Annotated in this window: 17 protein-coding genes; 15 read left to right on the top strand and 2 right to left on the bottom strand. The window is 45.4% G+C overall.

The features are described from left to right. The first annotated feature begins 136 nt into the window (after positions 1-136). The 12 genes from fumC (at position 137) to AC1XUF_RS11020 (ending at position 9,805) form a co-directional block, all read left to right on the top strand. A complete protein-coding gene (fumC, locus tag AC1XUF_RS11075; RefSeq protein WP_483341851.1) occupies positions 137-1,537 on the top strand; it encodes a class II fumarate hydratase in 1,401 nt (466 codons plus the stop codon). A 72-nt stretch (positions 1,538-1,609) separates the two neighbouring features. Continuing rightward, positions 1,610-2,140, top strand: coding sequence for a hypothetical protein (locus tag AC1XUF_RS11070; RefSeq protein WP_483341850.1), 531 nt, complete (start codon positions 1,610-1,612; stop codon positions 2,138-2,140). Positions 2,141-2,313: 173 nt separating this feature from the next. Continuing rightward, positions 2,314-3,255 (top strand): D-2-hydroxyacid dehydrogenase, encoded by a 942-nt coding sequence (locus tag AC1XUF_RS11065; protein ID WP_483341849.1) that lies wholly within the window; start codon positions 2,314-2,316, stop codon positions 3,253-3,255. Positions 3,256-3,273: 18 nt separating this feature from the next. Beyond that, positions 3,274-4,464, top strand: a complete 1,191-nt coding sequence (gene galK / locus AC1XUF_RS11060; RefSeq protein WP_483341848.1) for a galactokinase — start codon at positions 3,274-3,276, stop codon at positions 4,462-4,464. A 40-nt stretch (positions 4,465-4,504) separates the two neighbouring features. Further along, the gene (locus AC1XUF_RS11055; RefSeq protein WP_483341847.1) at positions 4,505-5,647 is read left to right on the top strand and encodes an aldose epimerase family protein; all 1,143 of its coding nucleotides are present in this window, start codon (positions 4,505-4,507) and stop codon (positions 5,645-5,647) included. 93 nt (positions 5,648-5,740) lie between these two features. Continuing rightward, positions 5,741-5,977 (top strand): DUF4160 domain-containing protein, encoded by a 237-nt coding sequence (locus tag AC1XUF_RS11050; RefSeq protein ID WP_483341846.1) that lies wholly within the window; start codon positions 5,741-5,743, stop codon positions 5,975-5,977. Beyond that, positions 5,934-6,302: a DUF2442 domain-containing protein gene (locus tag AC1XUF_RS11045; protein ID WP_483341845.1), complete on the top strand. Its 369-nt coding sequence runs from the start codon at positions 5,934-5,936 to the stop codon at positions 6,300-6,302. The genes AC1XUF_RS11050 and AC1XUF_RS11045 overlap by 44 nt, the downstream gene beginning before the upstream one ends. A gap of 26 nt (positions 6,303-6,328) precedes the next feature. Beyond that, positions 6,329-6,952, top strand: a complete 624-nt coding sequence (locus AC1XUF_RS11040; RefSeq protein ID WP_483341844.1) for a beta/alpha barrel domain-containing protein — start codon at positions 6,329-6,331, stop codon at positions 6,950-6,952. A 138-nt stretch (positions 6,953-7,090) separates the two neighbouring features. Beyond that, positions 7,091-7,696 (top strand): PspC domain-containing protein, encoded by a 606-nt coding sequence (locus tag AC1XUF_RS11035; protein ID WP_483341843.1) that lies wholly within the window; start codon positions 7,091-7,093, stop codon positions 7,694-7,696. A gap of 47 nt (positions 7,697-7,743) precedes the next feature. Beyond that, entirely contained in the window at positions 7,744-7,929 is a 186-nt protein-coding gene (locus AC1XUF_RS11030) for a LiaI-LiaF-like domain-containing protein (RefSeq protein WP_483341842.1), read from the top strand. Positions 7,930-7,933: 4 nt separating this feature from the next. Further along, positions 7,934-9,004: a LiaF transmembrane domain-containing protein gene (locus tag AC1XUF_RS11025; protein WP_483341841.1), complete on the top strand. Its 1,071-nt coding sequence runs from the start codon at positions 7,934-7,936 to the stop codon at positions 9,002-9,004. A gap of 51 nt (positions 9,005-9,055) precedes the next feature. Beyond that, positions 9,056-9,805 carry a M15 family metallopeptidase gene (locus AC1XUF_RS11020; RefSeq protein ID WP_483341840.1) on the top strand — a complete coding sequence of 250 codons (750 nt, stop codon included), beginning with the start codon at positions 9,056-9,058 and terminating at the stop codon, positions 9,803-9,805. 2 nt (positions 9,806-9,807) lie between these two features. Here the strand turns inward: AC1XUF_RS11020 and AC1XUF_RS11015 are convergent, their stop codons facing one another. Next, positions 9,808-10,518 (bottom strand): head GIN domain-containing protein, encoded by a 711-nt coding sequence (locus tag AC1XUF_RS11015; RefSeq protein ID WP_483341839.1) that lies wholly within the window; start codon positions 10,516-10,518, stop codon positions 9,808-9,810. Positions 10,519-10,707: 189 nt separating this feature from the next. Here AC1XUF_RS11015 and AC1XUF_RS11010 point away from each other — a divergent pair, with 189 nt between their 5' ends. From AC1XUF_RS11010 to AC1XUF_RS11000, 3 genes are read left to right on the top strand one after another with little or no spacing between them, the layout of a single operon-like run. Continuing rightward, a complete protein-coding gene (locus tag AC1XUF_RS11010; RefSeq protein ID WP_483342025.1) occupies positions 10,708-11,328 on the top strand; it encodes an RNA polymerase sigma-70 factor in 621 nt (206 codons plus the stop codon). Positions 11,329-11,330: 2 nt separating this feature from the next. Further along, positions 11,331-12,356 (top strand): FecR family protein, encoded by a 1,026-nt coding sequence (locus AC1XUF_RS11005; protein ID WP_483341838.1) that lies wholly within the window; start codon positions 11,331-11,333, stop codon positions 12,354-12,356. Further along, a complete protein-coding gene (locus AC1XUF_RS11000; protein ID WP_483341837.1) occupies positions 12,343-14,190 on the top strand; it encodes an STN and carboxypeptidase regulatory-like domain-containing protein in 1,848 nt (615 codons plus the stop codon). Before AC1XUF_RS11005 ends, AC1XUF_RS11000 begins: the two co-directional genes overlap by 14 nt. Before the next feature lie 130 nt (positions 14,191-14,320). On the opposite strand, the gene nadE is transcribed toward AC1XUF_RS11000, so the two are convergent. Next, positions 14,321-16,381 (bottom strand): NAD(+) synthase, encoded by a 2,061-nt coding sequence (gene nadE, locus AC1XUF_RS10995; protein WP_483341836.1) that lies wholly within the window; start codon positions 16,379-16,381, stop codon positions 14,321-14,323. Positions 16,382-16,447: the final 66 nt, after the last annotated feature.

Genomic DNA, 16,447 nt, shown 5'->3' with positions numbered 1-16,447 from the left:
GTGCATTGCGACAATCTAAACATTTCTTTCAATCACCTAAACATTTATCCCTAAAAAATACCCAAAAACTGCAAGTCCGATCCTAACTTTACCGCATTATCCGCATTCATCATTTTCATTATTATTATACACTAAAATGGAATACCGAATAGAAAAAGACACCATGGGTGAAGTGCAGGTACCTGCTCATGTATACTGGGGCGCCCAAACCCAGCGCTCGATCCAGAACTTCCCCATCGCCCAGGATATCAATAAAATGCCGAAGGAAATTATCAAGGCTTTTGCATATCTGAAAAAAGCTGCCGCGATCACGAATTATGAGGCTGGGGTACTTCCAAAAGAAAAAAGCGACCTGATCGGCGAGGTATGCGACGAAATCCTTACTGAGCAACTTGACGACCAATTCCCGCTGGTGGTATGGCAAACCGGCTCAGGAACACAATCCAATATGAATTGTAATGAAGTGATTGCTTACAGGGGTCATGTCTTGCAAGGCGGCAACCTGGCCGACAAATCTAAATTCCTTCACCCCAATGACGATGTGAACAAATCGCAATCGTCCAACGACACTTACCCGACAGCGATGCATATCGCCGCATATAAGATCCTGGTGGATGTGACAATTCCTGGCATCATCAAATTACGGGATACATTGAAGGCCAAATCCGAGGCATTTAAAAATGTGGTGAAAATAGGCCGTACGCACTTTATGGATGCGACGCCGCTTACATTGGGCCAGGAATTTTCGGGTTATGCTTCCCAGTTGGATCACGGCTTGCGTACGATTTACAATACTTTGGCCCATCTTTCTGAACTTGCATTGGGAGGAACAGCAGTAGGTACCGGAATAAACACTCCAGAGGGCTATTCTGAAAATGTGGCCATGCATATCGCAAAATTAACAGGCCTGCCTTTTGTTACCGCTGAAAACAAGTTTGAAGCCCTCGCGGCGCACGATGCCATCGTGGAAGCCCACGGCGCATTGAAAACAGTAGCCGTGAGCCTGATGAAAATTGGAAATGACATCCGGATGTTATCGTCAGGTCCTCGTTCCGGAATCGGCGAAATTCATATTCCGGATAATGAACCAGGTAGTTCTATCATGCCCGGAAAAGTAAACCCAACACAATGCGAAGCAATGACGATGGTGGCAGCGCAGGTAATGGGTAACGATGTGGCGATCGGGATCGGGGGTTCAAATGGCCATTTCGAACTTAATGTTTTCAAACCGTTGATGGCCTATAACTTTTTGCATTCGGCCCGGTTGATTGGCGACGTATGCGTTTCGTTCAACGACAACTGTGCTGTGGGCATTGAGCCACTGCATGAGAACATCCGGAAGCACGTCAATAATTCGTTGATGCTGGTAACTGCGTTGAATACCAAAATAGGCTACTACAAGGCAGCGGAAATTGCACAAACGGCACATAAAAACGGCACAACGCTAAAAGAGACGGCCGTTTCATTGGGATATGTAACTCCCGAGGAATTCGACGCCTGGGTGAAACCCGAGGATATGGTTGGCGTGATTAAATAAATTCTGATCTGTAAATCATTAAAAAAGTGCTTCATCCTCCGGACTGAGGCACTTTTTTTGACGATCGGTAACATGAATATCAAAGCAACGTTACTGGCTGACCAGACGCAATCGAAAACAGTAGCGGATCGGGTAGCAGCATATGCCTGTACTTCCGAAGATGCGTTTAAAGAACTGATGCAATGCTTTCTTTCCGAAGATCATCGCCTGGGGCAACGCGCCGCATATAGTCTGGGGATCGCCGCATTGGAACGGCACGACCTGATTGAACCCTACCTTGGCGTTTTGATCAGCCAATTGAAAAGGACCGATGTACATGACGCATTGCCCAGAAACATCACCCGCATTCTTGAAGCCATTACGATTCCCGAAAAATTTCATGGAGAGGTCATGGAGGCTTGTTTTGCCTTTATTCGGAACAGGCAGACAGCCATTGCAATCCGTGCCTATTCCCTGACCATTCTTTTCAAGCTTTCCCAGATTTATCCCGAAATAAAAACCGAATTACGCTATCTGATAGAAGAAGGACTTTCTTATGAAAAGCCTGCCTTTGTTTCCAGGGGCAGGAAAATATTAAACCAGATGACTATTCGCCGCCGATGAAATTGATCGCGGAAAGAATCGGGATCAGCTACAGATTGATTTAAGGCCTAACCTTTTTCTGGTTTACAAAGAGATTTTATATAACATTGCGAGGCATTCCAGGGCAAAGAATGTGTGTGCCAGCCAGGAAAAGTAAATAGCTTTAAGGCATTTCTTTAAATCAAAAAGATTAAATGATTATATACTGTTATTCCATACTGGACGAGCCACTGCGAAACAAGCTCAGCGAAACACTATCTCCGCCACATACGATCTATTTCAGGGCCGACAGTCCTTCTCAGGAAGAAACAATATCCCAATTCCAGCAGGCTGAGTACCTTTTGGGTAATCCGCCGGTCAAGTGGTTCGAAAAGATGCCCCCTGATTTAAAATTCTGGCAGCTGGATTCTGTAGGTATGGACCAGTATTCACCGCTCCCATTACCCCAGGATATAAGAATTGCCAATATGGGCGATTGGTTTGCAAGGCCTTGCGCCGAAACCATCATTGGAGGTATTCTGGCACTGTACCGTGGACTGGACAAGCTGACACTCCTTAAGCAGAAAACAGAATGGGTTGGTCATGGATTACGTCCGCAATTGAAAATCATCTACAAACAGAATGTCGTAATCCTTGGCGCCGGAACAATTGCTCAGGCAATCCATTCAACCCTTACCGGCCTGGGATGTACCATTCACATGTTGGGACGAACTTCACCCGAGGCCGATTTACACAACCGCGAAGATTTATTCACTGAGCTTCCCCACGCAGATGTTGTGATCAACACCTTGCCAGGTACCGCCAGTAATTTTGCAGATGCGCAGTTTTTTTCAAAAATGAAATCGGGAAGTCTCTATGCCAGTATTGGCCGGGGCAATACAACCGACGAAAAAGCCCTCATAGAAGCATTGCAATCGAAGCAACTGGATGGTGCCGTACTGGATGTGACCGAATCGGAACCGTTAGATCCGGAAAACCCGCTTTGGAAAATGGATAACGTGATCCTGACCCAACATACCGGCGGGGGCCACAGATACGAACACATCGGAAAGGTAGACCTGTTCCTCAATAATATTTTTGCAATTGAAAACGGAGGAAATGTAGTCAACCAGGTCGATTTGAAGAAAGGATATTAATAAAGAAACAAATCATCCATGTCGATACCAGAAGAAAACTTAGCTGAGACTGTCAGAGAAAAATACTTTTCAAAATTCGGCCACAATATCCCTGCGGAAAAGGTCAGGATTTTCCGCTCGCCAGGCAGGATAAACCTCATCGGCGAGCATACCGATTATAACAATGGTTTTGTTTTGCCTGCCGCTGTGGATAAGGCTGTCTACTTTGTCGTCGCTCCAAGGGAAGACGACCAGGTTATCCTCTATGCCGCCGACCTCGACGAAATGTACTCTTTTTCGCTTGATGACCTGTCAAAACCAGCTTCGTCGTGGCCCCATTATCAGATCTCCATCATAGACCAGATTCAAAAGAATGGCTTGCGGACTGGTGGTTTTCAGGCGGCATTCGGAGGCAATGTACCTGTTGGTGCGGGACTCTCCTCGTCCGCTGCATTGGAATGCTGTCTTCTTTTTGCTTTGAATGAAATGTACAGCCTCCATCTCGACCGTTTTAAAATCGTCAGAATGGCACAGAAAGCGGAAAATGAGTATGTTGGCGTGCAATGCGGTATCATGGATCAGTTCGCTTCTGCTTTTGGCAAGGAAGAGGCGGTGATCCGGCTGGACTGCCGTTCACTGGAGTACGAGTATTTCCCGTTTCCAATGGATGAGTACCTGATTGTGCTTTGCGACACGAGCGTTAAACACGCTCTTGCCAGTTCGGAGTATAATACGCGCCGACTGGAATGTGAAGCTGGGATCAAAATCCTCCAAAGGTATGATGCTGAAATTCTGAGTCTCCGTGATACATCTCCCGAATTTGTAGAACAGCATCGAGAGGAACTGGGAGATGTTGTTTACAGACGCTGTAAGTTTATAACAGAAGAGATCCGCCGTGTGCAGGACGCCTGCGATTTTCTCGTCCAGGGCAATCTGATCGATTTTGGAAAGAAAATGTACGAAACCCATCAGGGGCTACAGCACGAATATGAGGTAAGCTGTGAAGAGCTTGATTTTCTTGTCGCGAAAACAATCGATGACCTGGCAGTAATCGGTGCCAGGATGATGGGTGGCGGTTTTGGCGGATGCACTATTAACCTCGTTAAAAAAGAGGCCGTCAGTGCTTTTGAAGAAAAAATGAAGCATGCTTATTTGGAAAAATATCAGATAGACCTGCCATGCTACAAAGTGAAAATCACCGATGGTACCGAAGAAGTAATCCTTATGTAAACCTGAAAACCATTTAAGCCACCAACACTAAACCTGTTTTATGAAAAGACTTCCTTTTTTACTCACTGCACTGATAGGCCTTGGCCTTTTCGGATGCTCCAAAACCAAGACCGAAGAAAAAATGATCAGTACGATTTCCAAAGAGGCCTTTGGCGAACTGCCCGACGGACAAAAAGCAGACCTTTACACGCTCACCAACGCAAATGGTATGACTGTAAATATTACCAATTACGGTGGTATCATTACGAAACTGACAGCTCCTGACAAAAATGGCGAATGGGGCGACGTTGTACTTGGATTTGATTCACTGCCGCCTTACCTGGCCGGACACCCGTTTTTTGGTGCATTGGTTGGTCGATACGGAAACAGGATTGCAAAAGGAAAATTCAAACTGAATGATAAGGAATATACACTTGCGATCAATAACGGACCTAATGCGCTGCATGGAGGGACCAAAGGTTTCGACAAGCAGATCTGGAAGGCAACGGAGATCAATAAGGACTCTATTGTCGGACTGGAATTGGAATATGTCAGCAAGGATATGGAAGAGGGGTATCCCGGAACATTATCGGTGAAGATCACTTATACATTGGACAACGACAATGCATTGACGATCAGCTACACGGCTACCACAGACAAAGAAACCGTTGTCAATCTGACCAACCACTCTTATTTCAATCTCACAGGACTGAAAAGGGATATCCTGGACCATGAAGTCTCAATTGTTTCGGACAGCATTGTTCCGGTTGACAGTACCCTGATACCGACCGGCGAGCTTCGGGCTGTGGAAGGAACCCCTTTTGATTTCAGAAAACCTACCAAAGTGAGCGCAGGTATTGACAAAATCGAGGACGAGCAAATCAAAAATGGCGGCGGCTACGACCACTGCTGGGTTCTTAAAAGGTCTGCGCCTGGCCTGATGCTATTTGCTACCGTAAAAGATCCCGAAAGCGGCAGAATCATGGAGGCATTCACCACCGAACCTGCCGTGCAGTTTTACACCGGCAACTTTCTGGACGGGAAACTCAAAGGCAAAAATGCTACTTATGTCAAAAGATTCGGTCTTTGCCTCGAAACGGAACACTACCCAGATTCGCCAAATCATCCGCAATTTCCGACGACAGTGCTGAAACCGGGTGAGACGTATCAGACTACTACTAAGTATCGGTTTTCGGCGAAGTAGAATCAAGAAATTTCTTTTTAGGGCGAGCAGCGGACCCGTAAGGTCTTCCGTTGCTCGCCCTCAGTTTTTAACGGTTTTTGGTTAATTTTGTCAATGCCTACCGTTTTATATATAAATGGATTTCGTTTTTTCTTCTACTTAAATGAGCATGAACCCATTCACATTCATGTTTCAAAGGGCGATAGTGAGGCACGAATTGTGTTAGTTCCGGAATTAGATATCTCTTACAGCCGTGGATTCAAGAAAAATGAACTCCGCGCAATCATTGAAATTGTCGTTAAAAACTATGAAAAAATCATTCAAGCCTGGTACAACACCTTCGATGAGTAAAGATCTGACCAATTTGTTGTCGGATAAAGACGATAGCGACATTGTAATTAATTCCGATGAATTCGACACGATCATTAGCAATAACAATCTGACAATAAAATATTTCATCAGTTTCAGGGATCTGGATTTGGCGGTCTTTATATTGAATAACCGGAAAATAATTCAACGGCCTCTTTCCGCTTATCCTTTGCTTGAAAAGGCAACCGATTCCGATTTGTCGCAATATCAAATTTCCGGATCAGGAATACATTGGCCTGACGTAGACGCAGATATCAGCTTACGAGGCCTGCTTTTGGAAGAAACCGTTAAACTAGCCGTAGTTTAATTTCAGATTTTACATTTCATAATACAATGCTTACTAAAACCGTAAAAATCAGCAATGTCACCAATCTCTCGGATGCCCGCTATTGCGCCGGTATGGGAGTTGAAATGCTTGGTTTTTCTATTGACGAAAATTCCCCCAATTACATATCCCCCAAGAAATTCGAAGATATATGCTCCTGGCTTGCAGGCGTAACATTGGTTGCAGAAACTGCTCAAACCGATCCTGAGCAAATTTTGAAGGCTTTAAGTGATTATCCGGTACATGCCGTCCAGGTTGAAGAGCCCGGCTTATTAAACTATCTCCGTAGCGAACTCAATCTGCCGTTGATACTACGGATAAGTGTCGATTTATATGAATCGGATGAGATCAATTCTATACTCGACCGCTACGGTGATGAGGCATCGCATTTTCTTCTGGAAAGTGATAAAAATGCAGAGCTATCCGATGCATGGGTAAAAGCCCTGGATAAACTTGCCGCCGAATATCCTGTTTTGCTCGGCTTCGGCTTAGATAATGAATCTACTGTAACTGCTTTAACTGAACTGCTTCCTACGATTGGCATCGCATTACGGGGGAGTGAGGAAATTCGCCCCGGATACAAGGATTTCGGTAGCATGATGGACATTCTCGAGGCGCTGGAAGAGAATTAGGCCCGTCTTTTTTCGCTAAAATTTCATTTTCACTAAAAAATATCCGCTCAACACGTCGTTTTGCCGATAATAATTTTCCGGTTTACAGTATCTTGCATTACCTACTACCTTTGAATACAAATAAACGCTAAACTAATCATGGAAAAGAAATTGCACCGCATCCCTGAACACGCAGTTTTTGGAGGAGTTGCCTCAGGAATAGCCCAGTATCTACAAATAGACGTTGTGATTGTACGTGTTCTCTTTGTAGTAATGCTGCTTCTTCCGATTCCTCCAAGCTTTGGATGGACAGGATTTTTATACATCATTCTCTGGGCAGTGCTGCCGACAGGACCGGCAGGCGCTGTTTATACGAACTCCGATCCTGCAAAACCTTCGGAACCATTTTTCGACAAGAAAAAGTCGGACCAGACGGTGATGATCCTGGGTGGCGTGCTGATCGTGTTTGGAGCAGTGATGCTGGTGGATGATTTCCCTATATGGTATGAGTTTAAAAAATATTTCTGGCCAATCGTGTTCATTGCCATCGGTGCATTTTTGATCCTCCGACAAAGAGACAAAGAGCATGAAAGCAATACAACTGTGTATCCGACTACTCCGCCGCCACCGGTTGACCCCATAACTCCTGAGCCTGACCCGCAGCCCTATACACCATTTTCTGGCGAAACAACTACTCATTTCCCCGAGGATCCTCAGACAAAAAGGCCTGATGAAGATGACGACCAGATCATAAAAGTCAACTGAAAAGCTGAAAATACCTTCTCAATTCACATTTTTAAACAAAACTAGCCATGAACTTTCGAAACATTTTCTGGGGAGTTATCCTCATCGTTGCAGGATCCCTTTTGCTGATTGAAGAACTCACCGCATTCGATTTCGGCCGCTTTTTCTGGCCCATTATTCTGATCAGCACAGGAGGCCTTCTGTTGTTACGCAATTTTGTCAACACCGATACAACCAACCGATCAAACATTTAGAACCATGAGAAATTCACGCGGCATAGTTTGGGGCGGATTACTTTTAGTTTTTGGGGTGGTATGGCTTCTTCGAAACATGAACCTGGTGCATATACATTGGGATGAAGTACTTCCCTACTGGCCAGTATTATTAATTCTGGCAGGATTACTGCTTTTGATCCCGGGCAGAGAGCGCGGGGGAGCATCAGGCGGGGCCATCGGGCTACTCATTACACTTGCCGTATTGGGAGGAATTCTCAACCGGACCAACCGGGCCTTCGACGATAAAATCGGCAACTGGAACTTCGATTGGAATGACAATGACCACAATTTTGGGTTCCATAATGACGACGATGGCGACGATAATAACGATGATGACGATGATGACGACGACGATGATAACGACCAGGACGACCGGGATGAAGATTATCAGAAAGATCACTGGAAAGGAAAAGGCAGCACTCCTATCAACGGCTTTTATAAATATGATATGGAAGATTTCATCCAAAAAGCAAATTTCCATTTCGAAGGCGGTGCTGGTTCATTTTCGTTGAATGGCAACACGCCAAGGCTTTTTGAAGCCAATACCAAAAGTACGATCGTAGGCTTTTTGTCAAATACATCTATCAATAAGTTGGATAAATCAGCTACCATTAACCTCAAGATGGAGGAAGGGAACGTACATATCAAGAATGGCGAGATTTCTAACCAGGCTAAAATTCAACTGAATGAAAAACCTGTCTGGAATATTGATCTCGGGATAGGCGCTGGAAAGGGTAATTTCGATTTCAGCAACTATAAAGTTGAAAAACTGAAGGTCAGCACCGGAGTTGCCGATATGGACATCAAAATGGGCGATAAAATGCCGGCAGCTAATGTTGATATTGAAGCAGGCGTGGCATCCGTCACGGTGGAAATACCACGATCTGTTGGTTGCGAAATGCACATTGACGGAGCGTTGAATGCCAAAAACATCGATGACCTGGAAAAAGTGGGTACAGGCCTGTACCGATCATCGGGATACGAAGGCTCGGCCAAAAAGATTATCATCCATTTCGAAGGCGGTCTTACCAGCATTAATATCAAGCGATACTAGGTCCGACGACGGTCGCTTACCCCAACCACTTCGGGAGGCAAGAAATCAAAAATGAATATCTTTGCAGCTTTTCGCAAAGATATTCATTTTTTTATGTTCATAAAGGCCGTTTTTCCCATGGTGCTGATTTTCGTTTCTTGTTTGAAATCATTTGCCCAGGCCGTCGAAAATTCGAAAAACCTACCTGAAATTGAGCAAAAAATGATTGCGCAGGGGTTGGTCAATATTCAGAACGTTGATCCTAAGCTAAAGGTCGAGCTCAAATATTCGACTACTGACAATTTCACCCACAAGGATGTTTATGGCACACTGGAAAGCGCTTATCTACAACCTGAAATGGCTAAAAGGCTCGCGAAAGCCAATTATTTACTAAGCCGGACCAACCCCGGTTACAGCCTGCTTGTTTACGACGCGGCAAGGCCCAACTCCGTCCAGTACAATCTGTGGGATGCCTTGGATGACCTGAAAATTCCAGCCGGAAGCAAAACCATGTATGTTGCAGACCCGAAGATTGGCTCTAACCATAATTTCGGTTGCGCTATTGACCTGACCATTGCAGATCAAAATGGAAATCCATTGGATATGGGGACCAAATTCGACTACTTCGGCCCCCTGGCCTACCCTAGATCCGAGCAGGAAATGCTAAAAAAAGGAAAATTAACCGTCAGGCAAATCGAGAACCGTCAATTGCTGAGAAAAGTGATGACCCAGGCCGGCTTTCGGGCGAATACCACCGAGTGGTGGCATTTCGACGGTATGTCCAAAAGCCAGGCAAAAGCCAGGTATGGCATGATCAAATAGAACTATTCCTGTCTGACGGTACTTCCTCCCGACACTTTCTTGTTTACATTAGGGGTGCCTTTGTACCTGACGGTACTCGCGCCGCTGGCGTCGACTTGTAAAATGCTGGAAGCCGATACTTTCGCAGTACTTGCCCCCGTTGCGTCCAATTTAGATTCTTCTACCGGTAATTCAAATGCACTCAGCTCAGACGCTCCGGACAACTGCCCATCCAGGTATTTGGCTTTTCCCACCAAAGTTAGCTTGGAAGCTCCCGTTAAGTCGAATTTAAAATCCCTCCCAGAACCCTCGAAATCACATTTAGCTGCCCCTGACAAATCAAATTCTATACTTGGCAGACTTTCGAAACCTATGATATCAGCGTTGACTGCTCCGAAAAATTCGACCTTTTCCAGATCTGGCATTGTAAGGTCAATGTCCATTCGCTTCCTGTTTTTCCGGGAATTTTCGTACCGGACCACCAACTCGCGATCCTGGACGAAAATGTCCAGATCGTCAAGATCATTAAGCTCTCCTGTTGCAGATACGGCGAAGCTCGCGCCAGCCCTCACGTGGATTCGATAGGCATCCCCCATGGCCAATTTGTCAAAATCCTTAAAATCAAAAGTTCTGGTGCTTTGTCCCCGAGGCGGAATGTTGTCATCTGAATTGACGTAATCGCAGGATTGCAGACTGGCGAGAATGAAAATGGATGAAAATAATAACTGTTTCATGGCTAATAAAATGTTTGGTTCTGATTTTGCCCTATGACAAACCATTTCTGTAAGCCCCCTATATGAAAAAAATATTTTTATCCGTAGGGGTTAGGCCGGGCCGGGTTGTCATAGTTAAAAAGGATTTCAGACGTGGCAGCAACTGCTTTTTTATTTCCGGAACCACTTATCGAAAGAGATTTTTTATTTTTGACCGAAAATCAAAAAAAGATATCGGTGTATTCTTCCGACCCGGAAATAGTTAACGCGATACGTCGGGGTGAGGAAAAAGCTTTCGAGCTTACTTTCCGCACTTATTATCCGCGTCTCTGCCATTATGCATGCTCATTGTTAAAAGATGAGGAGGAATCGGAAGAAGTCGTTCAAACTGTTTTTTTTACAATCTGGGAAAAACGGGAGGATCTCGAAATTACACTTTCCCTTAAATCCTACTTGTACCGTGCCGTGCACAATCACTGCCTCAACCGCTTTAAGCACGCGTCGGTCCGGGAAGTACACAAGGAGCATACCCTCCATTTCGCATCGCAATCCTATGATTCAGTCACCGAGGTGATCCATGCCAATGAATTGGAAGAGCGTATTGAGAAAGCCGTGCGCACCCTACCCGAGCAATGCCAGAAAGCATTCCGGCTAAGCCGTTTTGAGGAATTGAAATACCAGGAAATAGCAGATCAATTGGGAATTTCTATCAAGACAGTTGAAAATCAGATTGGAAAGGCGCTGAAACTTTTACGTGTCGAACTCGCGGATTATCTCCCGTCGATGCTGTGGTTGGTTTATTTTTTTATTGAACAGTTAATCAGATCGTAACCATGAGCCAACTTCATGAAAACATATCCGAGGAGCTGTTAGCACGCTATCTGGCAGAAACTGCCTCAAAAGAAGAAAAGCAGAAAGTGGACAACTGGCTTGCCCAATCGCCACTTCATCAAAAGGAATTTGCCGCCTATCGCTTGATCTGGGACCATTCGGGTACTCTTGGTAAAAAATTCGAAGTAAACACGGATGCTGCCTGGAGCAAGATGAAAGTAAAAATGACCGCAAGTTCCTCGTCTGCTCCAATAGAAGCCAAATTACAAACGAAGGAAATTTCGCTTGTCACTTCAGTCAAGCGAAAAATGCCTTGGGTACTTTGGATCGCCGCCACGGTAACATTGATATTGGCCGCTTTCAGCTGGTTTCTCTTCCAGTCCGGTCATTTTTCCGAACCTGTGGAGATTGCGACTACCAATCATACCAGCGAGAAAATCCTTCCCGACGGCACCAAAGTTTTCCTGAACTACCATTCTTCCTTAACATATCCCGAAAAATTTGAGGGTGATTTCAGAACGGTATCTCTAAAAGGTGAAGCGTTCTTCGAAGTTAAGCCCGACGCGGAACATCCCTTTGTCATCTCCGCAAAGGGCACTGAAATCCGCGTGCTGGGAACTTCCTTCAATGTAAAAGCATATCAGGAATCACCAGTCAGGGTGGACGTCGCTACTGGTAAAGTGCAGGTGAGTAAGGATAGCAAAAAGGTACAATTGGTAAAAGGCGAAGGAGCCGAAGTTCACAACGATTCTATTATAAGTTTGAGGGCCAACATCAATATGATGGGTTATAAGACGCAAGTTTACGACTTCAACGCAGCCAATCTGGACGATGTAATAACCTCTATAAGAGATGGATACCATGTAGATGTGCGGCTCTCCAATCAGCAGATTGCGCAATGCAGACTGACGATCCGGTTTGAAAAAGAGCCTTTGGATGCGACCCTTTCTGTTATCGCAGAGACCTTAGACCTGAATCTGAGAAAAGAGGGAAAAGTGTATTGGCTGGACGGAAATGGCTGTCAATAAGATTTCATTCCGCATTAATCACCTGATCAGGAGCGATTTGAAAATCACTATTCTACTGATTTTTTTCTTCTCAACAAGCATCCATGGTGCGATAGCGCAGGATTTGCTTGAAAGGAGGATCACTTTAAGAGTCACCAATAAACCTGTGGATGAAATCCTTCAGAAAATCGGTGATCTCGGCGGTTTCAGCTTTTCATACAGTCCTGATATGATTGACGTGAAAGCTAAAGTTTCTGTTCAGGTTACCAATCAAAGTATCCGCGATGTTTTGAACGAGCTTTTTAAAGGAACCGTCACATTTAAGGAACGAAGAAAATACGTGATCCTTCAAAAGAGCAATGCTCCTGCCGAACCCGAAAAACCCGAGAACTTTAACCTGAACGGTTATATCATCGATAATAAGACAGGCCAGAAACTTGCAAACGCCAGTATCTATGAATCGGTCACACTGGCTTCAACGGTCAGCAACCAATTTGGGTACTACAAGATCCGTTTGCCGACAAGTTCTTCCTCAGTAAGGCTTGAAGTGCGAAAGGAAGACTATATCGGCAAAAGTATACCGTTGTCAATCCGGCAGGACACTTACCTGCAGATCAACCTCAATCCTGATACACTAAGGCAGCTGGCAGGTAAAACAGCCCCGCTGATTCCATCAAAAGCCGATTCACTTCATCACAAAATTGTGGTATCTAATGTGAGGTTCGCCTCCACTGTTGAAGTTTTGCCAGACACTATTCCGGATAGCAGCGCCATTGGCCGCCAAACGGAGAAAATTGACTACACAAAACTGAGAACTACCTATCAGAAAGTTCAAAACAGATTTGTGAGCGCATTTGCTTCCGCAAAACAAGCTATCCATACCCGAAATATTCAGGACACTTTATACCGTTCTTTCCAGGCGTCGGTATTGCCATTTCTAGGGACCAATCATGAGCTCAGCGGAAATATCGTAAACGATTATTCAGTGAACCTGATAGCCGGCTACTCGTTGGGCGTCAATAAACTGGAAGTAGGAGGTATTCTAAATGTCGTACGCGGAGATGTGCGAGGATTTCAATTGGCAGGAATCGGCAATATAGTCGGACACCATGTGACCGGATTTCAATACGCCAATTTTTTGAACCTGACGCTCGGCAATTTCACGGGTTTTCAAGGAAGCAATTTCATTAACTATACAGGGCAAAACTTCTCTGGTTTTCAGGTGGCAGGGGTTGGCAATGTGGTAGTGGGAATTTTGGAAGGTTATCAGTTTTCGACAGGCTACAATTACGCCCATACGGTCCGAAGCGGGCACCAGATCGGTGCGGTAAATTATGCCGACTCCACGGCAACTGTTCCTTTCGGGCTTTTTAGTTTTGTTTACAGCAACGGTTTCAGGCGTTACGAGTTCTCTTCGGACGAATTCAACTATTTCAATACGGCATTCAAAACCGGTGTCAGCAGATTTTACAACATTTTTAGTCTTGGTTTCAACGGAACCCTGCCCGATAAACCATTGCTGGGTCTTGGCTATGGATTTGGGACGGCGCAGGGACTTGGCAAGGGCTGGACCGTCAATGCGGACCTCACCTTGAATGCAATCATCTTCAAAAATCAAAGAATTGATGAAATAGATACGGGAATGCTGAAGTTTTCGCTCGGCATTGAGAAAAAGCTTGCCAGGAAGCTTGCCCTTTTTGCAGGCCCGTCGCTTAACTTTTTGGGTAGTGGTTCCAATGTTGTCATCAGTAACGAAAAAGGCCTCAAACCACTCTGGCTTGGACAAACGCCAAACCAGGCACAAGAGAATTACAATTGGCTCGGGTTCCAGGCAGGTGTCCGGCTCTGCAATTAAAATCTAATCCGCGTACTCAACTATTTCTTGGACTATGACTTGCTGTTCTGAATGTCTGACTGTTCGGTTTTGTCATCAGTCTGAACCAGAGATGCTTTCAAAAAGAAGATAAGAATATCTGGTATCAAACTTAAAACCCGATCCGCTTTTTCCCATGTTGCAAAGAACCTTTACTGACGTACTCTCTCAGTTCGCTCAATTCAGTCTCAAATCCGCCGGAAAGGATAGGAAAACGGCACCAGGACCTCGGGTCGAGGTTCAGATCATCCAGGTGGAACGATGGCGCATAACGTTCCCGTTTCCATTGATTACGGCTCCAAAGCTTAAAAAACCGCTCGGTCCAGGTGAGTAGCTGATCGGTGCTGTATAATCCCTTGTAACGCACATATAGGTTCCGGTAGGATACCAGAGGGGACTTCTTGTCACGGATCGCAAGTCTTTCCAAATCATTTAAAAACTCATAAGGCATCAAATCTGCTTCGTCAGTTTGGGTTTGGGACAATGGCCTCAGTTCAGCAGTGGGTTGCAAACTGTTTACTTTTTTGAGGCCCTCAATCCGGATATGCTTGCCTTTCACCTCACAACCAACCGTTTCAAGCCAGCGTAGCCATTGGCGTAAATAATGTTTGTCAATACCGGCCAGCGGACTGATACTTCCCGAAGTGTCTCCATCCATGGTCGCATACCCAACCGCCGCCTCGGAGCGATTGGAAGTCGCCAGCAATAAGTGATTGGACAAGTTGGTCAATAGCCAAACCCCGGGGGCACGAACCCTCGCCTGTATATTCTGCAACGCGATATCATCCTGCTCCCACGAAAGTCTTCTGCCTATTTGCTCCTCAATTAACCCCTTATATGTTTCGACAAGCCCATTGATATTCACATTGTAAAAAGTAGATCCGATAGACTCCGCCAAAGACTGCGCAGATTCCAGCGTATCTGATGAGCTGTTTTCGGTTCCCTGATAAATGTTGTGGATCAGCGCCCTGGCAATATCTTCTTCTGTTTCCGCATCCTGGATCTCCCTGATGTAGGAAAGCTTTTGTTTCAACCGGGCCATTCCAATGCTTTCGTCGGCAAGCCGGATCATTAAACCGCACAATGCAGTGCAGGCGCAGGAATCGGCTCCGCCGGAAAGTGAAATCGTAAATCCATTGGACCGGCTTTTTCTCAGATAGTCGAACAGCGCGAGACATTCTGCCCTGGCGAATTCCTCTTCTTTCAATGCCCCACCTTTTTCAAAAGCCTCTATGTCAGGCACCTGAGATGAAACTGGATCAATTTCTGGAAAATCAAAACGACCGTTGACACGCCACGTCCGATCCTTGGACGGCGTGGCAATTTTACTCTGCACCTGGCTCAAACGGGTATTATCAGTATCAATAACCGCCGTTGTGATCAGATAATCTTCATAGCTGAACCGAGGGCTTGAAGTAAGTAAATCCCCGTTCGACGCGATCATGGCATCACCGTCGTAAATAGCCCTACCGGCCTCATTGCCCAGTAAATTGGTATAAATATAACTGCACGAAAAAGCCCTGGAAGCGTCAACAACAAGTTTTTCCCGCGTCATAAACTTGTTAAAAGCGAAATGGCTGGCGCTGGGATTCAGGATAATGTCCACACCACGTTCGTAATGCCTTCTGGCTGGCCGATTGGACACCCAACCATCCTCGCAAATTTCAAATCCAATCTTGACCCCATTCGAACCTCCCTGTATTGGGCCGCTCGCAACGTCAAAAGTGATATCCCCGATAGGGTAAAACATCTGGTTTACTTCAATACTTTCTACCATACCAGGCTGCCATGGACGAAACCACCGAGCCTCATAATGAATGCCGTTATTGGCGAGATTTTGCTTACAAAAAAAACCAAGGATTTGTTTATTGGAGATCAGGCAAGCTGTATTGTACAAACTGCCGTTATGGCGGACGGGAAGCCCTACAGCAACAATCATCCCGGCCGTTTCCTGAACAATTTCCAGAAGACATTTTTGGGCTTGTTCCACCATATCAGGCGCGAAAAAGTAGTCGTCGCACCCATATCCCGAAATACACAGCTCAGGTAAACAGAGCAAACTAACCTGCTGCCTCCTGGCTTCTTCGATAGCATGAATGATATTTCTGGTATTAGTATCCCAAGCCATGGGCGTTTGGTTTACTACTCCGGAAGCAACTTTGATCAGTGGCATGGATAGTGGATTGTGTTGATGCTGGCAACTTAATAAAAAATTGCCTTTTCATACGGGCAAAGTTTT

This window comes from Dyadobacter sp. HNCC25DJ185 (assembly GCF_056895195.1).
This window is presented reverse-complemented; position numbering and strand designations above follow the sequence as displayed.

Coding starts and splice junctions, on each gene's coding strand:
- AC1XUF_RS11050 (WP_483341846.1), top strand. CDS start 5,741: ATGCCTACCGTTTTATATATAAATGGATTTCGTTTTTTCTTCTACTTA.
- AC1XUF_RS11020 (WP_483341840.1), top strand. CDS start 9,056: ATGAATATCTTTGCAGCTTTTCGCAAAGATATTCATTTTTTTATGTTC.
- AC1XUF_RS11065 (WP_483341849.1), top strand. CDS start 2,314: ATGATTATATACTGTTATTCCATACTGGACGAGCCACTGCGAAACAAG.
- AC1XUF_RS11055 (WP_483341847.1), top strand. CDS start 4,505: ATGAAAAGACTTCCTTTTTTACTCACTGCACTGATAGGCCTTGGCCTT.
- AC1XUF_RS11025 (WP_483341841.1), top strand. CDS start 7,934: ATGAGAAATTCACGCGGCATAGTTTGGGGCGGATTACTTTTAGTTTTT.
- AC1XUF_RS11035 (WP_483341843.1), top strand. CDS start 7,091: ATGGAAAAGAAATTGCACCGCATCCCTGAACACGCAGTTTTTGGAGGA.
- fumC (WP_483341851.1), top strand. CDS start 137: ATGGAATACCGAATAGAAAAAGACACCATGGGTGAAGTGCAGGTACCT.
- AC1XUF_RS11045 (WP_483341845.1), top strand. CDS start 5,934: ATGAAAAAATCATTCAAGCCTGGTACAACACCTTCGATGAGTAAAGAT.
- nadE (WP_483341836.1), bottom strand. CDS start 16,381: ATGCCACTGATCAAAGTTGCTTCCGGAGTAGTAAACCAAACGCCCATG.
- AC1XUF_RS11030 (WP_483341842.1), top strand. CDS start 7,744: ATGAACTTTCGAAACATTTTCTGGGGAGTTATCCTCATCGTTGCAGGA.
- AC1XUF_RS11005 (WP_483341838.1), top strand. CDS start 11,331: ATGAGCCAACTTCATGAAAACATATCCGAGGAGCTGTTAGCACGCTAT.
- AC1XUF_RS11015 (WP_483341839.1), bottom strand. CDS start 10,518: ATGAAACAGTTATTATTTTCATCCATTTTCATTCTCGCCAGTCTGCAA.
- AC1XUF_RS11000 (WP_483341837.1), top strand. CDS start 12,343: ATGGCTGTCAATAAGATTTCATTCCGCATTAATCACCTGATCAGGAGC.
- AC1XUF_RS11070 (WP_483341850.1), top strand. CDS start 1,610: ATGAATATCAAAGCAACGTTACTGGCTGACCAGACGCAATCGAAAACA.
- galK (WP_483341848.1), top strand. CDS start 3,274: ATGTCGATACCAGAAGAAAACTTAGCTGAGACTGTCAGAGAAAAATAC.
- AC1XUF_RS11040 (WP_483341844.1), top strand. CDS start 6,329: ATGCTTACTAAAACCGTAAAAATCAGCAATGTCACCAATCTCTCGGAT.